The sequence below is a fragment of the Xanthobacteraceae bacterium genome (genome assembly GCA_019454205.1).
Classification (GTDB): domain Bacteria; phylum Pseudomonadota; class Alphaproteobacteria; order Rhizobiales; family Xanthobacteraceae.
In genome coordinates this window covers 2,281,102-2,303,495 of record CP075369.1, presented here as the reverse complement: position 1 = coordinate 2,303,495, position 22,394 = coordinate 2,281,102, and the positions used below count along the sequence as shown (strand labels likewise).

At 61.7% G+C, this 22,394-nt stretch carries 23 protein-coding genes; 11 read left to right on the top strand and 12 right to left on the bottom strand.

The features are described 5' to 3' along the window. Positions 1–8 precede the first annotated feature (8 nt). On the bottom strand, positions 9–182 hold the full coding sequence (locus KF794_11505) for a hypothetical protein (protein QYK44396.1): 174 nt from the start codon (positions 180–182) through the stop codon (positions 9–11). A gap of 122 nt (positions 183–304) precedes the next feature. On the opposite strand from KF794_11505, the gene KF794_11500 reads away from it, so the two are divergent. Next, a complete protein-coding gene (locus tag KF794_11500) occupies positions 305–652 on the top strand; it encodes a DMT family protein (GenBank protein QYK44395.1) in 348 nt (115 codons plus the stop codon). A 3-nt stretch (positions 653–655) separates the two neighbouring features. On the opposite strand, the gene KF794_11495 is transcribed toward KF794_11500, so the two are convergent. The 5 genes from KF794_11495 to KF794_11475 form a co-directional block, all read right to left on the bottom strand. Next, complete coding sequence (locus tag KF794_11495) at positions 656–1,099, bottom strand: hypothetical protein (protein QYK44394.1); 444 nt, start codon at positions 1,097–1,099, stop codon at positions 656–658. Between the two features lie 145 nt (positions 1,100–1,244). After that, positions 1,245–2,384 (bottom strand): PQQ-dependent sugar dehydrogenase, encoded by a 1,140-nt coding sequence (locus KF794_11490; GenBank protein QYK44393.1) that lies wholly within the window; start codon positions 2,382–2,384, stop codon positions 1,245–1,247. A 49-nt stretch (positions 2,385–2,433) separates the two neighbouring features. Beyond that, entirely contained in the window at positions 2,434–2,775 is a 342-nt protein-coding gene (locus KF794_11485; protein QYK44392.1) for a hypothetical protein, read from the bottom strand. A 180-nt stretch (positions 2,776–2,955) separates the two neighbouring features. Then, entirely contained in the window at positions 2,956–3,144 is a 189-nt protein-coding gene (locus KF794_11480; protein ID QYK46741.1) for a hypothetical protein, read from the bottom strand. Continuing rightward, complete coding sequence (locus KF794_11475) at positions 3,101–5,992, bottom strand: GAF domain-containing protein (GenBank protein QYK44391.1); 2,892 nt, start codon at positions 5,990–5,992, stop codon at positions 3,101–3,103. The genes KF794_11480 and KF794_11475 overlap by 44 nt, the downstream gene beginning before the upstream one ends. A 78-nt stretch (positions 5,993–6,070) precedes the next feature. On the opposite strand from KF794_11475, the gene KF794_11470 reads away from it, so the two are divergent. From KF794_11470 to KF794_11450, 5 genes are all read left to right on the top strand, one after another. After that, the gene (locus KF794_11470) at positions 6,071–6,670 is read left to right on the top strand and encodes a biliverdin-producing heme oxygenase (GenBank protein ID QYK44390.1); all 600 of its coding nucleotides are present in this window, start codon (positions 6,071–6,073) and stop codon (positions 6,668–6,670) included. Between the two features lie 54 nt (positions 6,671–6,724). Next, positions 6,725–7,927 (top strand): pyridoxal phosphate-dependent aminotransferase, encoded by a 1,203-nt coding sequence (locus tag KF794_11465; GenBank protein QYK44389.1) that lies wholly within the window; start codon positions 6,725–6,727, stop codon positions 7,925–7,927. A gap of 111 nt (positions 7,928–8,038) precedes the next feature. Continuing rightward, positions 8,039–9,679, top strand: a complete 1,641-nt coding sequence (locus tag KF794_11460) for an FAD-dependent oxidoreductase (GenBank protein QYK44388.1) — start codon at positions 8,039–8,041, stop codon at positions 9,677–9,679. 16 nt (positions 9,680–9,695) lie between these two features. Continuing rightward, complete coding sequence (locus tag KF794_11455) at positions 9,696–11,501, top strand: aldehyde dehydrogenase family protein (protein QYK44387.1); 1,806 nt, start codon at positions 9,696–9,698, stop codon at positions 11,499–11,501. 161 nt (positions 11,502–11,662) lie between these two features. Then, positions 11,663–12,133, top strand: coding sequence for a DUF992 domain-containing protein (locus KF794_11450; protein QYK44386.1), 471 nt, complete (start codon positions 11,663–11,665; stop codon positions 12,131–12,133). A gap of 63 nt (positions 12,134–12,196) precedes the next feature. Here the strand turns inward: KF794_11450 and KF794_11445 are convergent, their stop codons facing one another. Next, positions 12,197–12,583 (bottom strand): hypothetical protein, encoded by a 387-nt coding sequence (locus KF794_11445; GenBank protein ID QYK44385.1) that lies wholly within the window; start codon positions 12,581–12,583, stop codon positions 12,197–12,199. A 45-nt stretch (positions 12,584–12,628) separates the two neighbouring features. Here KF794_11445 and KF794_11440 point away from each other — a divergent pair, with 45 nt between their 5' ends. Together KF794_11440 and KF794_11435 are read left to right on the top strand one after the other, a co-directional pair. Beyond that, positions 12,629–12,883: a hypothetical protein gene (locus tag KF794_11440; GenBank protein QYK44384.1), complete on the top strand. Its 255-nt coding sequence runs from the start codon at positions 12,629–12,631 to the stop codon at positions 12,881–12,883. A gap of 164 nt (positions 12,884–13,047) precedes the next feature. After that, entirely contained in the window at positions 13,048–15,147 is a 2,100-nt protein-coding gene (locus KF794_11435) for an elongation factor G (protein QYK44383.1), read from the top strand. A gap of 49 nt (positions 15,148–15,196) precedes the next feature. On the opposite strand, the gene KF794_11430 is transcribed toward KF794_11435, so the two are convergent. Beyond that, positions 15,197–15,670: a PaaI family thioesterase gene (locus KF794_11430; protein QYK44382.1), complete on the bottom strand. Its 474-nt coding sequence runs from the start codon at positions 15,668–15,670 to the stop codon at positions 15,197–15,199. Between the two features lie 134 nt (positions 15,671–15,804). Further along, positions 15,805–16,896, bottom strand: coding sequence for an alkene reductase (locus KF794_11425; GenBank protein QYK44381.1), 1,092 nt, complete (start codon positions 16,894–16,896; stop codon positions 15,805–15,807). A 406-nt stretch (positions 16,897–17,302) separates the two neighbouring features. Here KF794_11425 and KF794_11420 point away from each other — a divergent pair, with 406 nt between their 5' ends. Beyond that, entirely contained in the window at positions 17,303–17,905 is a 603-nt protein-coding gene (locus tag KF794_11420) for a TetR/AcrR family transcriptional regulator (protein ID QYK44380.1), read from the top strand. An 89-nt stretch (positions 17,906–17,994) separates the two neighbouring features. Further along, complete coding sequence (msrP, locus tag KF794_11415) at positions 17,995–18,960, top strand: protein-methionine-sulfoxide reductase catalytic subunit MsrP (protein ID QYK44379.1); 966 nt, start codon at positions 17,995–17,997, stop codon at positions 18,958–18,960. 63 nt (positions 18,961–19,023) lie between these two features. On the opposite strand, the gene KF794_11410 is transcribed toward msrP, so the two are convergent. Further along, positions 19,024–19,419: a tautomerase family protein gene (locus KF794_11410; GenBank protein ID QYK44378.1), complete on the bottom strand. Its 396-nt coding sequence runs from the start codon at positions 19,417–19,419 to the stop codon at positions 19,024–19,026. A 104-nt stretch (positions 19,420–19,523) separates the two neighbouring features. Between KF794_11410 and KF794_11405 the strand changes: the two genes are divergently transcribed. Further along, the gene (locus tag KF794_11405; protein QYK44377.1) at positions 19,524–20,138 is read left to right on the top strand and encodes a TetR/AcrR family transcriptional regulator; all 615 of its coding nucleotides are present in this window, start codon (positions 19,524–19,526) and stop codon (positions 20,136–20,138) included. Positions 20,139–20,351: 213 nt separating this feature from the next. On the opposite strand, the gene KF794_11400 is transcribed toward KF794_11405, so the two are convergent. Beyond that, positions 20,352–21,242, bottom strand: a complete 891-nt coding sequence (locus KF794_11400) for a LysR family transcriptional regulator (GenBank protein QYK44376.1) — start codon at positions 21,240–21,242, stop codon at positions 20,352–20,354. 11 nt (positions 21,243–21,253) lie between these two features. Continuing rightward, positions 21,254–22,216: a thioredoxin-disulfide reductase gene (gene trxB, locus KF794_11395; GenBank protein QYK44375.1), complete on the bottom strand. Its 963-nt coding sequence runs from the start codon at positions 22,214–22,216 to the stop codon at positions 21,254–21,256. Positions 22,217–22,394 lie beyond the last annotated feature (178 nt).

Genomic DNA, 22,394 nt, shown 5'->3' with positions numbered 1-22,394 from the left:
AGTTCCGGTTAAAGCCCCTTGAACAGGATGCCTACCATCGCGACCACCCAGGCCGCGGTCATCACGGCGAAGCGGTACTGCGCGATCATCCCCATGCCGGGAATGAGCAGGCTTAGAAGCGCGAGTACCGCGAGCGTGACGGACAACAGAAAGACGACGGTAGTGGGTGCGGTCAGGCGCATGGGGCGGTTCCCGTACTTCGTGAACGTTGCGGAGGGAATCGCATTATGCCTAGCGTGTTGCGGAAGCCAAGCAACGCCCGCCCGGATTATCCCCAAACGCCTTGCTGCCGGAGCCTCTCGTCATGACGCTGTCGCCTGCGATCTTGCCAATCCTGCTTCTGTTCATCTCCAACATTTTCATGACGTATGCGTGGTACGGCCACCTGAAGGACAAGTCGTCCCCGATCATCTTCGCCATTCTTATCAGCTGGGGCATCGCCTTCATCGAATATTGCTTCGCCGTGCCGGCGAACCGCATCGGGCATTCGGTTTATTCGGCCGCACAACTGAAGACGATTCAGGAGGTGATTACGCTCATCGTATTCGCCGGTTTCTCGGTGCTCTATCTGGGCGAGAAACTGTCGTGGAATCACTTCGTGGGGTTCTCGCTGATCGCGGGCGGTGCCTTCTTTATTTTCCACAAGTGGTGATGGTCAGGGAGTGGCCGGGGATGCAGCGCTAGTGCGCCGCCAGCGGATAAACAGAAAGACCAGATAGGCGATCAGCAGGAGCAGGCAAAGCGGATAGCCGATCAATATGCCCCAGAAAGCGGCGCCAAGGTCGCGGCCCGCCTGCGACGGAACGCCGAAGAACGTGCAGCCGCCGACGCCGCCTTCGTTGAACTGACAGCGTCCGCTCGCGGCCGACGAAGCAGCCATCAGGGAGAACATCATCGGCGCGAGCGTCAGCCAGCACGCAGCGAGAAACGCCACGATGATCCGCCAGCGGTTGCGTATAAATGAGCGATGGAGCGGATAAAGACAGAGCAGCAGCCACACCGCGCCGAGCATGACGAAGGCAACGGAAATGCCGGTCGCAATACCCAATGTCCGGTCCGCGGTCTCGCCGAGCCAAATGCCCGCAACCTTGCAGGGCACGGCAGGTTCGCATCCTGTGATTTTTCCAATTGCGCCTACTGCGAACAATACAAAGGCCGGCAGGAGCGGGATCAGCAACAGTGTAGCAAGAATCCTTCGCCAGAAGCGTTGTCCGGTTTCCACTTCATCCCCCGTCCGTGCGAAATTATTCCGCCGGCACCAAACGCAATACTTTTCCGTTGCGTGCGTCGGTCAGTAGCCAGACCGTGCCATCGGGCGCCTGCCGCACATCGCGGATGCGCTCGCCGATGCTCTCCAACAGGCGTTCTTCCTTCACGACCTTTTCGCCGTCGAGTTCGAGGCGTACCAGCGCGGTGAATACCAGCGAGCCGGTAAAGAAGTTTCCTTTCCAGCCGGGGAAGGTGTCGGCCGTGTAGAACATCGCGCCCGACGGCGCGATCGACGGCGTCCAGTAATAGATCGGCTGCTCCATGCCATCGCGATGTGTGCTCTCGTGAATCTTCGAGCCGGAGTAATCGATGCCGTAGCCGATCACGGGCCAGCCGTAATTCTTGCCGGGTTCGGGAATGTTGATCTCGTCGCCGCCACGCGGACCGTGTTCGGTGATCCAGAGCTTGCCGGTGACGGGATGCAGCGCCGCGCCCTGCACGTTGCGGTGTCCCCACGACCAGATTTCCGGCCGCGCGTTTTTATCCTTCACGAACGGATTGTCCGGCGGCACCTGTCCGTCCGGCGTAATGCGGATGATTTTGCCGATGTGGTTGGAGAGATCCTGCGACGGCGTTTTCAGGTTGCGCTCGCCGGTGGTGACGAAAAGATTTCCGTCGCGGGCGAAGACGAGGCGCGAACCGAAGTGGAATCCGCCGGGCCGTGCGGGGTCCTGCCGGAAGATCACCTTCACGTCTTCGAGCGTGGCCTTGCCGTCCTTCTCGACGAAACGCGCGCGCATGACGGACGTGCTGCTGGCGTTGCCGTCGCGCGGTTCCGCGAAGCTCATGAAGATCAGGCGGTCTTTTTCGAATCCGGGCGAGAGCACGATGTCGAGCAGTCCGCCCTGACCGACCGCCGCGATTTTCGGCAGTCCTTCCACAGGATCGGAGAGTTTGCCGTCCTTGGTGAGGATGCGCAGCCGTCCGGGCCGTTCGGTTACGAGCATCCGGCCATCGGGAAGAAACGCGAGGCCCCACGGATTTTGCAGTCCGGTCGCGATGGTTTCGACGCGGAAGGTTGCCTTCTCGGATTTGACGAGCGGTGCTTCGGTCTGTGCCTGCGCTGCGGGCGCGGCGAACAGCAATGCGGCGAGGAAAAGCGCGAGATGTTTCATGCGGCAAACCTAGCGGGCCTGCCGGTAACGCGCCAATGCGGGGAAGGTTTTACGCCTGACGGCGGGAATTGCCGTTGCGGCGGACTTCCGCTGCGCGCTTGGTGTGTTCGGGCTGGCAATCACGCAGCGCCATGACGGTCAGCACCGCCATCACGACGAGAATTCCGCCGAGCACCAGCGCGGTCGAGAACTTCGACGATTCTTCCATGATCATGACGTCGGGGCGCGTCTGCGCGAGGGCGTCGCCTGCGCCTGCCACGGTCAGGATCAGGGCAATGGACAAGATCAGGGTCGCGGCCAGTGCGATATGCAAAACCGAAGCGCAGGCCCGGAAGGAATTTGCTTCCTGAGCGAGGTCTTCGGAGTGGGCAGCGAATTTACGCAGTTCCATTGCTTCAGTTTCCGCAGATGCCGGGATTCGGCTTTCTTGCCGGTAGCAATAAACAGGCCGAACTTGGCCCGCCTGCGACCGGAACATGACGCACTGCGGTAGAGCCATGACGAAACTATGGCAATTCCCCCAAATGCCGCGTCCGGCACCGGAAAACAGGCTCTGGAAGCTCTGGGCCTGCTAGGCCGGAAATGCCGACTTTGCGGGCGGCAGGCCCAGGGTCCGGTGGGGATGCTCGTGATCTATGCCGACATGGCCGGGATTGCCTTCGATCCGGGCGAGCCAGCGCCGCAGGGCGGGGAAGCCGCTCAGGTCGAAATCGCCTTCATGGGCCACATGGGTATGGGCATAGAGCGCGAGATCGGCCACGGTTTCGCGCGCGCCGACGAAATAGTCGTGCCGCGCCAGATGTTGCTCCATCAACGCAAGCGCCTCGTAGCCGCGCTCCATCCACTGATCGATGTCGTGGGTGCGCAGTTCGCGGCCACCGCGCACCAGATGCAGCCAGAACCGCGCTTCCGCGATGGCAGGTTCGTGGCTGTGCTGTTCGAAAAACATCCAGCGCAGGGTCTCGGCATATTCGAAACGGTCTGCGGGCAGGTACGGCGTGCCCTCGGCGAGATAAACGAGGATCGCATTCGACTCGGCAAGGCGGCGGCCGTCGTCCAGTTCGAGTAGCGGGACGCGTCCTTCCGGGTTCTTGGCGAGATATTCGGGCGTGCGGTTCTCGCCCTTGAAGCGGTCGATCTCGACCAGCCTGTAGGACTGCGCGAGGCGCGACAGCAGCATGCGCACCTTGTAGCTGTTGCCCGAGGTCTGCATCGAATAGAGCGTGAACAAGACCAGCCTCCACTTCCACCGCCGTCCAGCAACACGCCAAACATGGCGAAGCCGCGGCTTCAGGCTTGCGACGAGGGAAGGGTGTGGTATGCTCGGGTTTTTTCGGGACGATGACAATAAACCGCGTCCCATCGTCCCCGGATTCGAATTCTAGCTGTGCGTTAAGCTGCCTAATCAGTCCATTGACGAGACGCATGCCCAGGCCGGTGCCTGATTTCGGACTGAAGTTTTCAGGAAGGCCGGTGCCGTCGTCCTCGACGATAAGCCGCATGTCGCCGCCGGTTTGTGCGAAGGAGACGTTCACGGTGAGCAGCGCGTCTCGCCGGTCGCCGTGCTTGAAGGCATTCGTCACCAGTTCGTTCACGATGAGACCGAGGGGCATCACGATGTCGGCGTTGAGGGTGACGTCGGTGGTCTCCAGAATCAGCCGCTTTCTGGAATCCGGGCCAGCGCTCTCCGACAGATCGGCAGTAAGCGCGCGCAGATATTCGCCGAAGTTGAGCGCGCGAAGTTCACCGGTCTGGTACAGGCGCTGATGGACCTGGCCCACGGTGACCACACGCCGGCTCGCTTCAACGAATTGCTGGCGGGTGTTCGGGTCCAGCGTGGAGCGGGCCTGTAACTGCAGCATGGAAGAAATCAGCGCCAGCGAGTTACGCACCCGATGATCGACTTCGCGCAACAGAAAGTCTTTCTGTGCGAGTTGCGTGTCCTTTTCCTGAAGTGCGGTGCGCAGCGCGATTTCGGTGACATCCTGCGCGGCGGTGGTGCGTTCGGCTTGAAACAGCCGCTGGTTCAGGGCGCTGATCTTGCGGCCGTGGCGGAGAATGACCTCGCTGATCGAGAAGCCGAGCGAAGTTGCAACTTCGATGTCTTCGAGCGACCAAGGCACGGAGCGTCCCGAACGTTCCTCGGTCCAGCGTTCGAACGAGCGCCGCGGCAGAGGTTGCGTCCCGCTTTCGCTCATCGCTTTTGACGGGTTTCCGGCCCAGTTTACGGTCTCCGCGACACCGGGGCGGAACCAAAGAATTCGCGTTCCGGCTTCATCACGGAGCGGAACAACCAGTACGCCGCTCGCGGTTTTCGCATGATCGCCGAATTCCGCCAGCCATATGGAAGATTGGTCGGTGGCGAGCGTGCCGGTTTCTCCATCGAGCGGTATCGCTGCGAGTAGTTTGAGGATCGCGGCCTGCGGCGGGCAATTGCCGATGCAATCGATCGCGCCACCGCGCACGATGGCAGCGCCGCCGGCGTCGAGCAGCGTGGGCAACCCGACCGGGCTGGACGTCAGCGCTTCGACGAAATCGTCGCGCACTGCCATCTGTTCGAGCAACGCGGAATAGATGCGCTGTTGTTCGCCGCGCTTTCTCCGCGACGCGCGTTCTTCCAGGTCATTCAGGCGCATTGCATAGCTTTGCACCAGATGTACGACGCCGCGCGCGGCTTGCGGAGAGACGGGCAGCCGCTGACGATGATGGCCGACGATCAGTCCCCATAACTTGCCCTGCTTCATGACCGAAGCCGACATCGCGCCATTCACATTGATGTTGCGCTGATATTCGAGATGGACCGGAGACTGGGCGCGCAGCCGCGCTCCGGAAAGATCCGCCGGTGCGGATACATCGGCGGATTGCAGCACATGGACCGGCGTGGCATCGCGGTCGGTCATTATGCGGAGCAGGTTCTCGGAATAGAGTTCGCGTGCCTGACGCGGAATGTCGGACGCGGGAAACCGCAAACCTAAGAAGGGTTGATAACTTCCCCCCTGCATATCTTCCGCGGTGGTGTCGCCGTTCCAGTCTTCGTCAAAACGGTAGATCAACGTACGCTCGTAGCCCGTAATTTTGCGAACGGCACGCAGCACGGTTGCGTCGAGCTGTTCGAGGGTCTCGGTGTCGCGCATCTCTTCGACTGCGCGTTCAATCGTGCGGCTGTAGCCGGATGCGGAAATGCCGCCGAAAATCTGGACGTTTTCCAGTTCGACGAAGACCAGACCGCCGCGTGCGTGAATCCAGCAGGCGCTTGGCAGCCGCAGGTTCAATGTAGTGGCGTAGCAGGCAGGATTGTTTGCCGAGACCAGATTCTGTTCCAGATCGGTCCGGATCGCGAGCGTTATAGCGTCCGGTAAAATCTCGCTCGCATATTTTCCGAGAGTTTCAGTTGGATCAGTGGCGAGAAATTCGGAGATGTTCTCGCTGCACAGGACGATCCGTTCGTCTTCGATGCGATACGCCACAAGCGCGCCGTGCGGTTGAATGGCGCCGGGGGTGCGGATAGGTTCGCGTTCGCAAATCTCGCGGTCGAAAGATTTCCCTTCCGCCTGCAATTTGACGATGGACTGCGCGAAGTTCGGTTTCGGATTGGAGAGGTCGGGCAAATGAGGGTCTTTTCAATGCCGGAAAACAGCGTCGGCGATGCTAGCCATCCCTCTCCCAAAGCAGATGGCAGCTCGATTGTGGCAAAGCTTCGACAAGAGACGTCCGAAGCGCACTTGTCGATCGAGCAGTCGCCGCCTATGCGCGCGATTTTCGCCGACACCTATACCCTAGCGGAATACCACAGGTTGTTACAGCACCTATTCGTCTTCTATTCGCCTTTCGAAAGGGCCGTGTTCGATACGCTTTCGCCGCCGCTGGCGGCGGAACTCGGAAGCCGGAAAAAGACCGGCTGGCTACGGCAGGACCTTGAGGCGGCCGGGGAGGGTTCGCAGCCGCAAATGGTTGCGCCGGTTCCGCGTTTCGAAAGCGACGAAGAAAGAATGGGGGCGCTCTATGTGCTGGAAGGCGCGACGCTCGGCGGCAAACTGATCCGCAAACGCCTGCTCGGTCATTTCGGCGGAGATGTCAGCGAAACGCTCCACTTCTATTCCGGCTATGGCGCGCAGGCCGGTGCGCAATGGACATCCTTCCGGGCGATCCTGGCACGTCTGTTCGACCATGCCGATGCCTCGACGCAAAGCCGGGTCGTGCGGGGTGCGAATGTCACCTTCGCCGCGCTCGAAAAATGGCTGGACGGGATGGCGCAACCGGGTCATGCGCGCGGAGCCTTGCCCTAGGCGGATTTCGCCGGTACCAAGCGGCCCGCTCGCACCGCAAACCGGACAAAGAAAATGGCCTTCATTTCGGATGCGCTCTCGCGCATCAAGCCGTCGCCCACGATCGGAATTTCCAACGTCGCGCGCGAGATGAAGGCGGCGGGGAAAGACGTGATCGCGCTTTCCGCGGGCGAGCCGGATTTCGACACGCCGCAGCACATCAAGGACGCGGCGATCGCGGCGATCCAGCGCGGCGAGACCAAATACACTGCGGTCGACGGCATTCCCGAACTGAAGGCCGCGATCTGCCGCAAGTTCGAGCGCGACAACGGCCTGAAGTACAAGCCTTCGCAGGTGTCGGTTGGCACCGGCGGCAAGCAGGTGCTGTTCAACGCGCTGGTCGCGACCATCAATCCCGGCGACGAGGTCATCATCCCCGCGCCGTACTGGGTCAGCTATCCGGACATCGTGCAGTTCTGCGGCGGCAAGCCGGTGCCGCTGCCGACGAAGGCCGAGCATGGATTCAAGGTGCAGGCCGCCGATCTAGAGCGGCTGATCACGCCGAAGACCAAGTGGTTCATCTTCAACTCGCCGTCGAACCCGTCCGGCGCGGCTTACTCGCACGACGACCTGAAGAAGGTGACGGATGTGCTGAAGAAGCACCCGCATGTCTGGGTGCTGACCGACGACATGTACGAGAAGCTGGTCTATGACGGCTTCAAGTTCGCGACGCCGGCGCAGGTCGAGCCTTCGCTGTATGACCGCACGCTGACCCTGAACGGCGTGTCGAAGGCCTATTGCATGACCGGCTGGCGTATCGGTTACGCCGCGGGGCCGGAGCAGCTCATCAAGGCGATGGGCACGCTGCAATCGCAGTCCACCACGAACCCATCCGCGATCTCGCAATGGGCGGCGGTGGCGGCGCTCGACGGCCCGCAGGATTTCATCGAGAAGCATAACGTCTCGTTCAAGAGCCGCCGCGACCTGATCGTGTCGATGCTGAACCAGGCGAAGGGCATCCAGTGCCCGACCCCCGAAGGCGCTTTCTATGTGTACCCCTCCTGTGCGGGTACGCTCGGCATGACCGCGCCTTCCGGCAAGAAGCTGGAGAACGACGAGGACTTCGCGAAAGAGTTACTGGCAAGTGAGGGCGTCGCCGTCGTACACGGCGCGGCGTTCGGATCGTCACCGGCCTTTCGCATTTCCTACGCCACTTCCGAGAAGGAACTGGAAGAGGCCGGGCGTCGCATCCAGCGCTTCTGCGGTTCGCTGCGCTAACAGCGAATTTGCCGAAAATTCGAGCCGAACGCTGCCGCCGTCTGCGTGGACGAATGGCAGCCCGACGCGTTAGCGTCGTGGCTCGGCGTTTGCGTTCAGGGAAGAGGGTCGATGCCGACGAGAGTATTATGCCTCGGTGGCGGCTATACCGCCGTCACGCTGGCGTGGGGATTGCGGCGCACGATTAAACGCGGCGATTGCGAGCTGACCATCGTCAGCCGCGATAACTTCCATACGTTCCACGGCTTCGTGCACGAAATGCTGACCGGGAAGGTGCAGCCGGGACAGATCATCTCGCCTGCGCGGCGCATCTTTCCTCCGGCGAGATTCTACAACGCCGAGATCGAGGCGATCGATATCAAGAACCGTAAAGTTACGGTGGCGCGCCTGCTCGACGGCAAGCAGAGCGAGCTTACGTTCGATCATCTGGTATTCGCGCTCGGCTCCACCGACGACCTCGGCCGTTATGCCGGCATCGCGGAACACGCGCTGAAGCTGAAAACTTACTGGGACTGCTTCAAGACCCGCAACCACCTGCTCTCCATGCTGGAGATGGCGGAGGCCGAGAGCGACCCGGAAGAGCGCAAGCGGCTGCTCACTTTCGTCGTGGCGGGTGGCGGCTATGGCGGCGTGGAGGTTTCGACCGAGTTACAGCACTTCCTGCAAACGGTGGTGCGCAAGGAATATTCCGGCATCAGGCCGGAGGAGCCGCGTGTCGTGCTGGTTCATTCGACCGCGCGCATTCTTCCCGAATTGCACGAACATCACGAGCCGCTGGTGACATGGGCGGAGAAGTTCGTGGCGAAGAGCGGAATGGATTTCCGTCCGGGCCGGAAGGTCGCGGCGGCGACGGCGGAAGAAGTCGTGCTCGATGACGGCGAGAAAATATCCACGCGCACGATCATCAGTTGCACCGGCACCGCGCAGTCGCCGCTGCTCGACAAGCTCGACCTGCCGCGCGACGACCGCGGACGCATCATGGCGGACGAGCATTGCCGCGTGCGCGGCGAAGTGGACATCTGGGCCGGCGGCGATTGCGCTTCCGTCCCGCATCCGAAGGGCGGCATTTGTCCGCCGCTCGGCATCTACGCGCTGACCGCGGGCCGCCAGATCGCGAAGAACATCAAGCGCGCGATCTATCATCGTGAGCCGAAACCCTATCGTTTCACCGGACTTGGCGATGCCTGTGCGCTGGGCCGCCGCCGCGCGGTCGCGCATGTGCGCGGCTTCCGGCTTAAGGGATTTGCCGCGTGGGTGGCTTGGCGTTCGCTGCTCCTGATGTTCGTGCCGTCATGGGACCGCAAGGTGCGGCTCGTCGCCGACTGGATGATGTGGCCTTTCATCGGCCGCGACATCGTGAACATGAAGGTCGAACAGCAGATGGGCGTCGCGCGCGAATATTTCGAGCCGGGGCAAATCATCATGCGGCAGGGCGATGTCGGCCAGCGCATGTTCCTGCTCTGGAAAGGCGAGGCGGAAGTGCTGCTCGACGGCGAGAACGGGCAGACGCGTGTGAAAACCATCAAAGAAGGCGACCACTTCGGCGAGACTTCGACGCTGCAAGGCGTGCGCCGTATCGCGACGGTGAAGGCGCTGACACCGGTCGAGGTCATTTCCATCGGCCGCGCGGAAGCGATGGCGCTCGCGGATGTGCACTCCGCTTTCGGCGGCAAGCTGCGCACGCCGCTGGTTTCGCTCGAAGCGCCGTCAGCCAAGCCAACTCCGGCCGCAGAACGCGATTTTTCGATCTAGCATTGAGGGAACGGCAATGAACTTTCCGCAACCGCTCGACACGCTGAGTGCCGATTGCAAATCGACTTTAACCGCCGCGATGAAGCCGATGGATTTCAAGGCCGGCACGGCGATCTTCCACGCCGGCGACAAGGGCGACGGCTGCTACATCGTCGAGAAGGGGGATGTGCGGATCGAACTCGGCCATTCCGAGCATGTCGATACCGACAGCGTGCTGGATTACGCGCGCGCCGGGCAACTGTTCGGTGAGTTCGTATTGCTCGACGGCAAGCCGCGTCCGGCCAGCGCCATCGCGGAAACCGACGTGAAGGCGTACTTCCTTTCCGCGCAGGCGATCGACGATCTCGCGAAGTCGCATCCGTCGCTGGCGCTGAACGTGGTGCGCGCGCTCGGCCGCGATGCTTCCGAGAAGCTGCGGCAGGCCGCGACGCGCCTCGAAACCTTCCTTGAATCCAATGCGCCGGACCCGGAAGTCGACGAAATGGTCGCGAAGGCGAAAGTGGCGCAGGCCGAGTTCGAAAACTGGCCGGAAGAGAAAGTTGATGCGCTGCTGCTTGCGCTTGCCTCGGCGATTGCCGAGCAGGCGCTGCCATTGGCCGAAGCGACGGTGAAGGAAACCAAGCTCGGCAACGTCACCGACAAGACTACGAAGAACGCGCACGCGGCGTTGGGTGTCTACCAATCGCTCGCCGGGAAAACCGGACGCGGGATTCTCAAATCCGACGACAAGACGAAGATCCACGAAGTCGCGACACCGGCGGGCGTGGTGTTCGGTCTCGTGCCGGTCACGAATCCGGTTGCGACCGCGATCTTCAAGACGCTGATCGCGTTGAAAGCGCGTTGCGCGCTCATCCTCAGTTTTCATCGTGCCTGCCTCGGCGTTGGTAACACCACCTGCGAAATCATGCAGAAGGTACTGAAAGCGCACGGCGCGCCGGAAAACATCGTGCAATGGGTGAAGGCGCGCGGCAGCCGCACCAAGACCGTGAAGTTCATGAGTCACCCGGACGTATCGCTGGTGCTCGCGACCGGCGGTGCGGGCATGGTGCGCGCGGCATATTCTTCCGGCACGCCCGCGCTCGGCGTCGGTCCGGGTAACGCGCCGACCTTCATCGCGGCGGATGCGAATATTCCGATGGCGGCTTATGCCATCGTGGTCAGCAAACCGTTCGACAACGGCCTGATCTGCGGCGGCGAGCATAATCTCGTGGTCGATACTTCGGTGCGCGCGGAGTTCGTGAAGGCACTGGAGCAGAACGGCGCCGCAGTGCTGAATGATGAGGAGAGAAAAGTTTTCCTCGCCAAAGCTGTCGATCCTAAGAAGGGCAAGCTCATTCCCATCGTGGTCGGCCAGTCGGCGCAGACCATCGCCAACGTGGCGGGGATCAAGCGCGATTATCCGATCAAGCTGATCGTGGTGCCGATGCCGAACGAGGCGGTTGCACAGAAACATGCGATGGCTGGCGAGAAGCTCACGCCCATTCTTTCCCTGTTCACGGTCAATGACGACCAGGAAGGTTTCCGGCTCAGCCGCGCCATTCTTGATGGTGAGGGCGCGGGCCATACCGCGATCATCCACACGCAATCGGATGCGCTGGCGCAGCAATTCGGCCTGCTGATTCCGGCGAGCCGGATCCTGGTCAACTCGCCGGGCGTGCAGGGCGTGAGCGGCCTGACCACAGCGCTGTGTCCCTCGTTCACGCTCGGCTGCGGCACGTTCGGCGGTAATTCCACCACCGATAACGTCTCGTTCTCGAACCTGCAGAACGTGAAGCGGCTGGCCTATTTCATTCCGCCTGCGACGATGCCGGGTGCCGCGTAAACCATTGGCCGAAAGTCGTGTGGTTTTGCGCTGCAAAAATGCGCGGCAAACGGGAACTTGTGTTCCGCTGGCGACTTATGTCATGCGGCACTCGTGGAACCTCCGGTTCCGCGCCTTTAGGGGCGTACATATTCAAGTGAGCAAGTGAAAGGGAGCAATCGATGAACCGTCGTCTACTCGCCGTGTTCGCGGCGCTGGCCGCAGTCTTCACATTCGCGGTCACCCCCGCCGAAGCGCGCTACGAGCGCGTCGGCACGCTGGAATGTCGCGTCGCGCCGAACGTGAGCTTCATCATCGGCTCCGTGCGCCATGCAAGCTGCGCGTTTTATCCGATCAACCGCGGGCGCGTGCATCGCTATCGTGCGTCGATCGAGCGCGTCGGCCTCGACGTGAACATCAGCGCCGGCGGCGTGCTGGTCTGGGCGGTTCACGCCCATAACCGCCGCCTCTATCCGGGTGATCTGCGCGGCAATTACACCGGCGCTTCGGGCAACATTACGCTCGGCCTCGGCATCGGCGGTAACGTGCTGGTCGGCGGCTCGCGCAACACGGTCGCGCTGCAGCCGCTCTCAGGCGAAGGCAACGTAGGCGTCGGCCTTTCAGTCGGTGTCGGCCAGCTTCGCCTGCACTAAGTTTTCTGCGCGAATAAAAGTCTGCGGCCCGGAAAATCTTCCGGGCCGCGTTTGTTTTTGCTGTCAGGCGGCTTTGTTCTCTTGCAGAAACGTAAGCGCCTCGTTGAAGCGGCGCTCAACCGTATTCAGTGAATCCGCGGTCAGCTTGTCGAACAATTCGTAGAAGCGTGGCAGCAGTTCGACTTCCGATCGTCCCGGCGCGAGCACACGCAGCAAGCCTGCATCCTGCGCGTCGTTCACCACATTATGGACATGCGCGCGGGAAATGCCGAAGCGGCGCGAGATCTCCTGGTAGGGAATGGTCGAGACGGTGCCGTCCGGCGAGCGTTGCGCGCTCACGACCAGCGAGAGCAGCACCATGTAGCCGCTATCGCGCATCAGAAAATATTGCAGCATTTCGGTGTGCTTCATCGTCATGGTCATGGTTTCGACGAAAGCCGCGACATTCACGATCGCGTTCGCACGTTCAAACTCGGAGTCGCAGTTTGCCGCGCGTTGCAGCGCTTCGCCTTCGCCGATGAGCAGGCAGGCGCGCGCCTGGGCGCGGATTCCGCGACTTTCACGTTCCAGAACACCGGCACGGGCTTTACGGTGCGCGGCGTGCCGATGGCGCGCGAAACGCTGTTTGCGGAGGGCGGTTTCGATATCCGACTTACGCCGCTCCACACGGTCGGCCTTCTCTATGCCGCGAACGCTTCCACGACTTCGCTGGAGCAGCAGGTCAAGGGCAAGTTTGAATTGAAGTTTTAAGCAGCGCTCCGGGGCTGCGCACCGCGCGCTGCGCTGCACAGCATCGAGTGCTTGCGCTGGCATCGTTTCGCTGAAACGATCATTTCCCGGCCGCCCTCTCTCGGCCGGTACCCCGGTCAGGCCGGGCGAGCGGCGCTCGACACCACCGGGTCAGGGAGGTGTCGATGGCTGACAATAAAGGCCCCGTACGCAACAGCGATGCCGGGGCAAACAATCCGAAAGATGCAAACGGCATAAGTCGCAAGGGACCGCGCGCAATCGCGATCGTCGGTCCATTCCAGTCCGGAAAGACTACTTTGCTGGAAGCGATCCTCGCGCGCACCGGCGCCATCGCGCGGCCCGGCTCGGTGGATGCGGGAACTTCGGTCGGCGATTCCAGCGCGGAGGCGCGCTCCCACAAAATGAGCGTGGAAGCGAATTTCGCGACCGCCGAATTTCTGGGCGAAACCTATCATTTCATCGATTGTCCCGGCTCGGTCGAGTTCGCGCACGACATGCGCGCGGTATTGCCGCCGGTCGACGCGGCCATCGTGGTCTGCGAGGCGGACCCGAAGAAAGTGCCGCAGCTCCAACTCGTAATGCGCGAACTGGAAGCGCAGGGCATTCCGAGATTCCTGTTCATCAACAAGATCGACAAGGCGAACCAGCGCGTGCGCGAGACGCTGGCGCTGTTGCAGCCGGCGTCGCGGATTCCCCTCGTGCTGCGCCAGATTCCGATCTGGAAAGACGGCATCGTGCGTGGCTTTGTCGATCTCGCGCTGGAACGCGCGTTCATCTACCGCGAGCATACGGCGAGCGAGGTGGTCGATCTGGAAGGCGACAATGCGAGCCGCGAGAAGGACGCCCGCTTCTCGATGCTGGAGCGGCTCGCCGATCACGACGACGAACTGATGGAGCAACTGCTCGAAGACATCGCGCCGCCTCGCGACAAGGTGTTCGACGATCTCGCGAAGGAATTGCGGGAAGGTTCGATCTGCCCGGTGCTGATCGGTTCGGCGTTACGGACCAACGGCGTGTTGCGGCTGCTCAAGGCGCTTCGACATGAAGCGCCGGGCATCGCGCAGACCGCCGCGCGTCTCAAGCTCACAGGCAACGGCGATGGCGTGGCGGACGTGATGAAGACGCTGCACACCGCGCATGGCGGAAAATTCTCCATCGCGCGCGTGCTGTCAGGCGAAATTGCGGAAGGCGCGACCGTTACTGCGAGTTCGGGGCAGAGCGCTCGCGTCGGCGGCGTGTTCAACGTGCAGGGCACGCAGAACGCGAAGCGTGGCCCGGCGGAAGCCGGCAGCGTGGCCGCGTTTGCGAAACTCGATCCGGTTACGACCAGCGAGACGATCACCACCGGAAAGAACGCGCCTGCGCTCGGCATGGTGACGCCATATCCTCCGGTCATGTCGCTCGCCGTCTCGGCGGCGGAACGAAAGGACGACGTGAAGCTCGGCCTCGCGCTCTCGAAGCTCGCGGACGAAGACCCGTCGCTGACCGTGGTCCACAATGCGGACCAGGGCGAGATTGTTTTGTGGGGGCAGGGCGAGATGCACCTGCGTGTCGCGCTGGAGCGGTTGCAACAGCGCTTCGGCGTGAAGGTGCACACGCACCCGCCGCGCGTCGGTTACCGCGAAACGATCCGCAAGCCGGCAACGCAACGCGGCCGCCACAAGAAGCAGTCGGGCGGGCACGGGCAGTTCGGCGACGTGGTGCTCGACATCAAGCCGTTGCCGCGCGGTACCGGTTTCCAGTTCGGTGACACCATCAAGGGCGGCGTGGTGCCGCAACAATACGTGCCTTCGGTGGAGATCGGCGTGCGCGATACTCTGAAAGCCGGGCCGCTCGGTTTTCCGGTGGTCGATGTCGCGGTCACGTTGACCGACGGCTCGTATCACTCGGTCGACTCGTCCGACATGGCGTTCCAGATGGCGGGGCGTCTCGCGATGAGCGAAGCACTGCCGCAATGCCAGCCGGTGTTGCTGGAGCCGATCTTTGAAGTGGAGATTTCCTGCCCGAACGATGCGACCGCGAAGATCAACGCGATCCTGTCGCAACGGCGCGGGCAGATCCTCGGCTTCGAGGCGCGCGACGGCTGGGACGGATGGGATCTGGCGCGGGCGCTGCTGCCGGAATCCGCGATCGGCGATCTGATCGTCGAGGTGCGCTCGGCAACTGCGGGAGTTGGGGGCTTGAGCTTCCGCTTCGATCATCTTGCCGAACTGACCGGCAAGCAGGCCGACCAGATCGTCGCTTCGCGAACCGCGGCGGAGTGACTGTCGCAGAATCGAAAAAGCCGGGATCAATCCCGGCTTTTTTTGCTTTTCAGAGTTCGAAGACAAGACAAGTAGTGGTGCCGTGTGCGAGCAGGCGGCCTTTGCTGTCGGTGATGCGGCCATCCGCCAGGCCGACGCGGCGCCCTACATTGAGCGCTCTCCCTTCGGCTTTGATCAAGCCCGTCTCCGGCGTGATCGGGCGGATCAGAGAGATTTTGAATTCGAGAGTCGTGCTGCCAAGGCCTTGCTCCAGCACTGACTGAACGGCCAGACCCATGCAACTGTCGAGCAACGTGGCGGTCAACCCGCCATGGACCGTTCCCCAAGGATTTAGATGCGCCGATGTCGGCACGATTTCGAGAACTGCACGACCGGCTTCCGCCTCGACGATGTCATAGCCGAGCGTTTGCGCCATGGTGTTGAGCGGGAGCGCTCCGCTGGTGAGACCCTGTACGAACGCAAGCCCGCTCATTTCCTTGAGTCTCTCTACGCTTACCGTCCCGTAGGTCTTGTTGGCCGTCATTTCTTATCCGTCCGAATAGGAACCGGGAACGGAATCTGTTCCATTCGGAGGCGGAGAGGCCACCCGATTTCACGGGTAAAAAGAAAAACGGCCGGGATTGCTCCCGGCCGTTTCGTTTCCGATGCTTAAACGCGTTACGTCAGCGCCGGATAATCCGTATAGCCCTGCGTGTCGCCCTTCGGGCCGCCCTGATAGAACGTAGCGTTATCCCACTCAGTGAGCCGTGCGTGTTTCTTGTAGCGCGCGGGGAGGTCCGGGTTCGAGATGAACGGCTTGCCGAACGCGACCAGATCGGCTTCGCCGCTGGCAATGGCTTTCGCCGCACTCGTCTCGTCGAAGCCCTCGGCCACGATGTAGGTACCCTCGAAGATTTCGCGGAGCGCGGGAGAAATGCGTTGCGTGGCGTTCGCGCTATCGACCACATGGATGTAGCCGAGACTGCGCTTGCTCAGTTCGTCCGTGAGTTGCGAGAAGGTAGCGAGCGGATTTGAATCCGACATCGAGTGGCCGGTGAAGTAGGGCGACATGCGGTAGCCGACGCGTTTCGCGCCCCAGACGCTCACTACCGCATCCACGACTTCGAGCGGGAAACGCAAACGGTTCTGCAGGTTGCCGCCGTAGTTGTCGGTGCGCTTGTTGGTGCCGTCGCGGGTGAACTGATCGAGCAGGTAACCGTTGGCGCCGTGAATCTCGACGCCGTCGAAGCCCGCGTCTTTCGCGTTCTGCGCGCCGCGGCGGAAATCTTCCACGATGCCCGGCAGTTCGGACGCATCGAGCGCGCGCGGGGTCGAATAATCCTTCTGGCCCTGCTCTGTCCACGTCTTGCCTTCGGCCGCGATGGCGGAGGGCGCTACCGGCGGCTGGCCGTTATGGAAGTCGGAATGGGAAATGCGGCCGACATGCCAGAGCTGGAGGAAGATTTTTCCGCCTGCCTGGTGCACGGCATCGGTGATCTTCTTCCAGCCTTCGACCTGTTCCTTCGAATGGATGCCCGGCGTGCGGACATAACCGACGCCTTGCGGACTTACCTGCGTCGCCTCGGTGATGATGAGGCCCGCGCCTGCACGCTGCGCGTAATATTCCGCGGCAAGCGGGTTCGGAACGCGGCCTGCGATGGCGCGAGAGCGCGTCATCGGCGACATGACGAAGCGATTCTTGAGCGGAAGACCGGCGAGGTCGTAACCGGAAAACAAATCGGCGGATGTGACTTTGCTATGCGCGTTCATGGCGCGGTCCTTTCGGAGAGTTGGAAAACTGCCGGGCGGCCAGCGGGGGCGGGTGTGGCCGCCCGGCTCTTGTTCCGCGGCTGGGAGAGAAGGAGAGGCCGCGGAGGTACGGAAATTCAGGTCTGAAGTGCTGCTTCGCGGCTCTCTGCAATGCGCTCGAATTCCGCCTGAAGCTGACCTACATCAACGCCGTCAGCGTCCATTACGCTACGGATCAGGGGATCGTTCAGGGCCTCAGCCATGCTGAGATCGGAGTTGCAGGCAGCGGATGCCCATGCCTTATAACTTTCGAAGCAGCGACTCATGGGGTTCTCCTTGTTTGTCGGGGCGCGGAACCAGCAGGAGCTTGATTTGGTACCGCTCGGTAACATATAGGTACTGACCGGTAACACCTGAGTCAAGAGGCATGACCCCACGAATTTCCACTCTCGAACTAGCGCCCGCCCAAGGGCTTCCGCCCCGCCAACGCATTCTGGCGGCGGCTTCCGACCTGTTTTATCGGCAGGGAATCCGGGCGGTCGGCGTGGACGCCATCGCGGAAGCGGCTGGCACCAACAAAATGACCCTGTACCGGCACTTCGAGTCGAAGGATGCGCTGGTCGCCGAATATCTGCGTAAGCTGGCCGGGAAGTCCGATGAATTCTGGGCCAGCCTTGAGCGCGACTATCCGGGCAAGCCGAGAGCGCAGCTTTCGGCCTGGCTGGAAGCCGCAGGCAGGGACGCCAACGACCCGCAAGGCCGTGGTTGCGCGCTTGCCAATGCGGCGGTCGAACTCGCGGAGAAAGACCATCCGGCCCGCCGCGTCATCGAGGAGCACAAACGTGCTTCGCGCGACCGGCTCGCCAAGCTCTGCGCCGACGCAAACCTGAAACAGCCGGAACTTCTGGCCGACGAACTGTTCCTGTTGCTTGAAGGGGCGCGGGTCTGTTCGCAGAGCATCGGCACCGACAGCCCCTGCTGCCGCTTCGTGAAGATGGGCGAAACCATCGTCGCCTCCCACGAAAACTAGGCCTTTCAGGGCTACACGCTTCCGTGAATTGCGTTCGGTCGCTGCAACGTTCTAGTTGCGGACGGGGTTATCGTATCCAGGAGGTCGGAATGCTGATCAGGCGCAAACGCGGCTGGGAAATGCGCGAGTCGCAGGTAACCCCGGAACATCTTTATTCCCGCCGCAAGGTTCTCGGCGCGGGCGCGGCGATTGCCGCCGCCGCTGCGATGCCGGGAATGGCGCAGGCGCAGCGCGTCAGCGATGATCCGACTGCCGACCTCTATCCCGCGAAGCTGAATGCGAAATACAACGCCGGCGAACCGACGCCGGAACGTATCGCTGGCAACTACAACAACTTCTACGAATATGGGACCAGCAAGGACGTAACGCTGCCCGCGCAGCAGCTCCGCGTCCGGCCGTGGACCGTCAAGATCGACGGCATGGTCGAGAAGGAACAGACCGTCGATATCGACACGCTGATCCGCGCCATGCCGATCGAGGAGCGCATCTACCGTCTGCGCTGCGTCGAAGCGTGGTCCGCGGTCATTCCCTGGTCGGGCTTCCCGATGGCGAAGCTGGTTGATTTTGCACGACCGCTTTCCGGCGCGAAGTATGTCCGCATGGAAACTTTCAACAACCCGGATATGGCGCCGGGCCAGCGGCCAAGTTTCCTCGGCGGCAACAATTGGCCCTATGTCGAAGGCTGCAGCATCGAGGAAGCGCGCAACGAACTCGCGATGCTGGTGACGGGCGTATACGGTAAGCCCGCGCCCAAGCAGTTCGGCGCACCAATCCGTCTCATGCTGCCGTGGAAGTACGGTTTCAAAAACCTGAAATCCATCGTGCGCTTTACGTTCACCGATAAGCGGCCGATGGGATACTGGGAGCAGTTACAGGCTTCCGAATACGGCTTCTGGGCCAACGTGAACCCGGAGTTCTCGCATCCGCGCTGGTCGCAGGCGACTGAACGAGACATCGGCACCGGTTCGCGCCGTAAAACGGAAATCTTCAACGGCTATGGCGAGTATGTTGCCGGTCTCTACAAGGATTTGCAGGGCGAGCGGCTCTGGGCATAAACGCTTCTCGCCGCGAAGCGAAAAAAATCGCCGGGAAAGCCCGGCGATTTTTTTGTTTTCCGCTCAGGCGGCTTTCTCCGGGGCGTATTGCGCGAGGCCGTAACCCATCGACCAGTTCTCCTGCAGGGTTTCGACCAGATTAATGAATACATCTTCGGGCCGGACGCCGGGATTAGTGCCGAGCAGTTCGGTGATCCGGCGATACAACGCACGCTTCTGCGCGATGGTTCTTGTGTTGCTCACCGTCAGTTCGATGACGACCAGATTCTCGCTTCGTGCGACGCCGAGATAATTCGGGCTGCAACGGAAATCGTCCGCGTCGTACTCGTTCACGAGCATGAAGTAGTCATGTTCGGGGACGTTGTAGGTTTCGCGCATTGCCGCATAGAGACCGTCGAGAATGGCACGCCGATAGGCGGCGGACTTGCCCCTGCGAAGGGAAACCCGGGTGAGCGGCATGAGAAAGCTCCTGTAATTTTTGACGTTGTGTCAAAATCAGGTTGCGGCTTTTTTAACGGCGTGTCAAATACTTTCCGAGAAACGATTCTTCAGCCGGAGCAGCCGTGAGACCGCGGGAATTCGATCAGGATCACGTCCTGCAAATCGCGTTCGACGAGTTCTGGCGCAAGGGCGTGCGCGGCACCTCGCTGTCGGACATTGCGCGCGATGCGGGGGTCCAGCGCGGCAGCCTCTACAACGCTTTCGGCAGCAAGGAAGCGCTGTTTCTCAGTGCCTATGAACGCTACGCAGCCGAATACCTGAAAAGCATTCGCAAGGTGCTGGCCTCCGGCCCGCTGCGCGAACGGCTCAACGCTTTCTTCGATCTGACGATCAGAAGATTCCGGTCCGGATCGCCGCCGCGGGGCTGCCCGACAACGCGCGGTCTCATGGAGCTGACAATCGCGGGTGAAAGCGCACAGCAAGACGCGAGAAAAGCGTTCGCGGCTCTGCTAAGCGCGATCACCGAGCTGCTGCGCGAAGTTTTTTCCGAAGCCTCCGCGCGCGGTCAGTTTGGCGGCGATGCCGCCGCTGCGGCGCTGCACGTTCTCACGGTAACGCGCGGTCTTGCAGTGCTCGAGCGCGCGTTTGGCGATGAAATGCAACTCAGAAAAATAGCCGCGCATACGGTCGCGCTTCTGCTGAACGAGAGCGGTGGCGCAAAACGATCCCGGAAATAAAAAGCCGGGCTTCGTAAGAAGCCCGGCTGGTTAGTCACGCCGCTTTCGCGGCGGTGCCTGCCAGAGGGAGAAATGCACCTCACGCGCGCAGGGAAGGGGGAAGGAGCGTGCGAGGCGCACAGGACACGTATGGATACTTGTCCGCACTCGCGGTTCCGGCAATGTGGGTAGCTACATACCCGCCATGCATGCACCGCAGAACCTTGGTTACGATCAGTATTTCCACCGCTGGGCATTTGCGATCAGGAAATCGCGAAACACCTGAATACGTGCAACCGAGCGTAGTTCTTCCGGGTACACAAAATAGGCATCGAGCGCTGGAGCGTCGGTTTCGGCAAACAGCCGCACCAGACTTTCGTTGCCCTCGACCAGATAATCCGGAAGCGTGGCGATGCCGACACTGTTTTCCACCGCGGTCTTCAAGCCAACGACGTTATTCACGGTCATCGAGGCAACGCGCGGCGAGCCGTTGGAGCGCCCGATTTCACCGAGCCAGTTCAGGTTGGAGAAATAGCCGGGCACGCTTCCGCCGAGCATGAGAATTCGGTGGCCGTCGAGTTCCTCAGGCGAGCGCGGGTGCCCCTTCTTCGCGAGATACTCGGTCGAGGCGTAAGCGTGGAAATGCACCGTGAACAGCTTGCGCTGGATCAGGTCCGGCTGCACTGGCTGGCGCAGGCGAATGGCGACATCCGCCTCGCGCATGCCGAGATCGAGTTCTTCGTCGGTCAGGTGCAAGTGAATCCGAATATCCGGATAAAGTTCGAGGAACTCGTCGATGCGCGCCGTCAGCCACAACGAACCGAGGCCGACCGTGGTAGTGACGCGCAATTCGCCGTTCGGCTTCTCACGGTTGTCGGTGAGCTTGGTGCGCACCGCTTCCAGTTTCATGAACACGTCATGCGCAGTGCGAAACAGCATCTCACCCTGTTCGGTGAGGATGAGGCCGCGCGCATGGCGGTGAAACAGTGGGGCCTTCAATTCCTGCTCAAGCGCGGAAACCTGACGGCTGACCGCCGACTGCGAAAGGCCGAGCGTCTCGCCCGCATGCGTGAAGGAACCGGCTTCCGCGGCGACGTGGAAAACCTTCAGCTTGTCCCAGTCCATTCCCCCGTTGCTCATTCGGCGGCAGCGCGGTTCGCGCCCTCCGCTGCGAGGAAGTGACCGGCTTCGAGCGCGGCCATGCAGCCCATGCCGGCGGCGGTGACAGCCTGACGGAAAATGTCGTCGGTGACGTCGCCTGCGGCGAACAGCCCGGGGATCGAGGTCGCGGTGGAGTCGGGCGCGGTCCAGACGTAACCATTCGGCTTCATCTTGATCTTGCCGTCCACGAGTTCGGTCGAAGGCTTGTGGCCGATGGCGACGAATACGCCGTCGATCTTGCGCTCAGAAATAGCGCCGGTGCGAACGTTTTTCAGCTTCACGCCGGTGACTTTCACCGGCTCGCCGCCGCCCACGATTTCCTCGATCGCCGAATCCCAGACCAGTTCGACCTTCGGGTTCTTGAACAGGCGGTCCTGCAGGATGCGCTCGGCGCGCAGATGGTCGCGGCGATGCACCAGCACGACCTTGGATGCGAAGTTGGTGAGGAACAGCGCTTCCTCGACCGCGCTATTGCCGCCGCCGATCACGACCACTTCCTTGTTGCGATAGAAGAAGCCGTCGCAAGTTGCACAGGCCGAGACGCCGACGCCGCGATACTTGTCTTCGCTCGGGATGCCGAGCCACTTCGCCTGTGCGCCGGTGGAGAGAATCACCGTGTCGGCGAGATAGACCTGCCCGGATTCCAGCACCGCGCGGAATGGCCGCTGCGAGACGTCGAGTTCCTTCACGTGATCGGAAACGATTTTCGTGCCGACATGCGCGGCCTGCGCCTTCATCTGCTCCATGAGCCACGGCCCCTGGATGACGTCGGCGAAGCCGGGATAATTCTCGACATCGGTAGTGATGGTGAGCTGACCGCCCGGCTGGATGCCTTCGATCAGTACGGGTTCCAGCATCGCGCGCGCCGCATAAATAGCGGCGGTGTAACCGGCAGGGCCGGAACCGATGATGAGAACTTTCACGGGCGTGGCGGGCATGGCGATTGTTCCGAAGAGATGGCAGAGGGCAGTAAAGCCCCGAGCTATGCGCTGGGCGCATATATCTAGGGTACTGACCGGTACCTGAGCAAGGTGCTGACGCCTCTTTCCTCAGAGTGGTCACGCAATATTGTTTCGTGGCCCGATTTCATGCACTAGGGTGGCTGCGAAAGAAAAT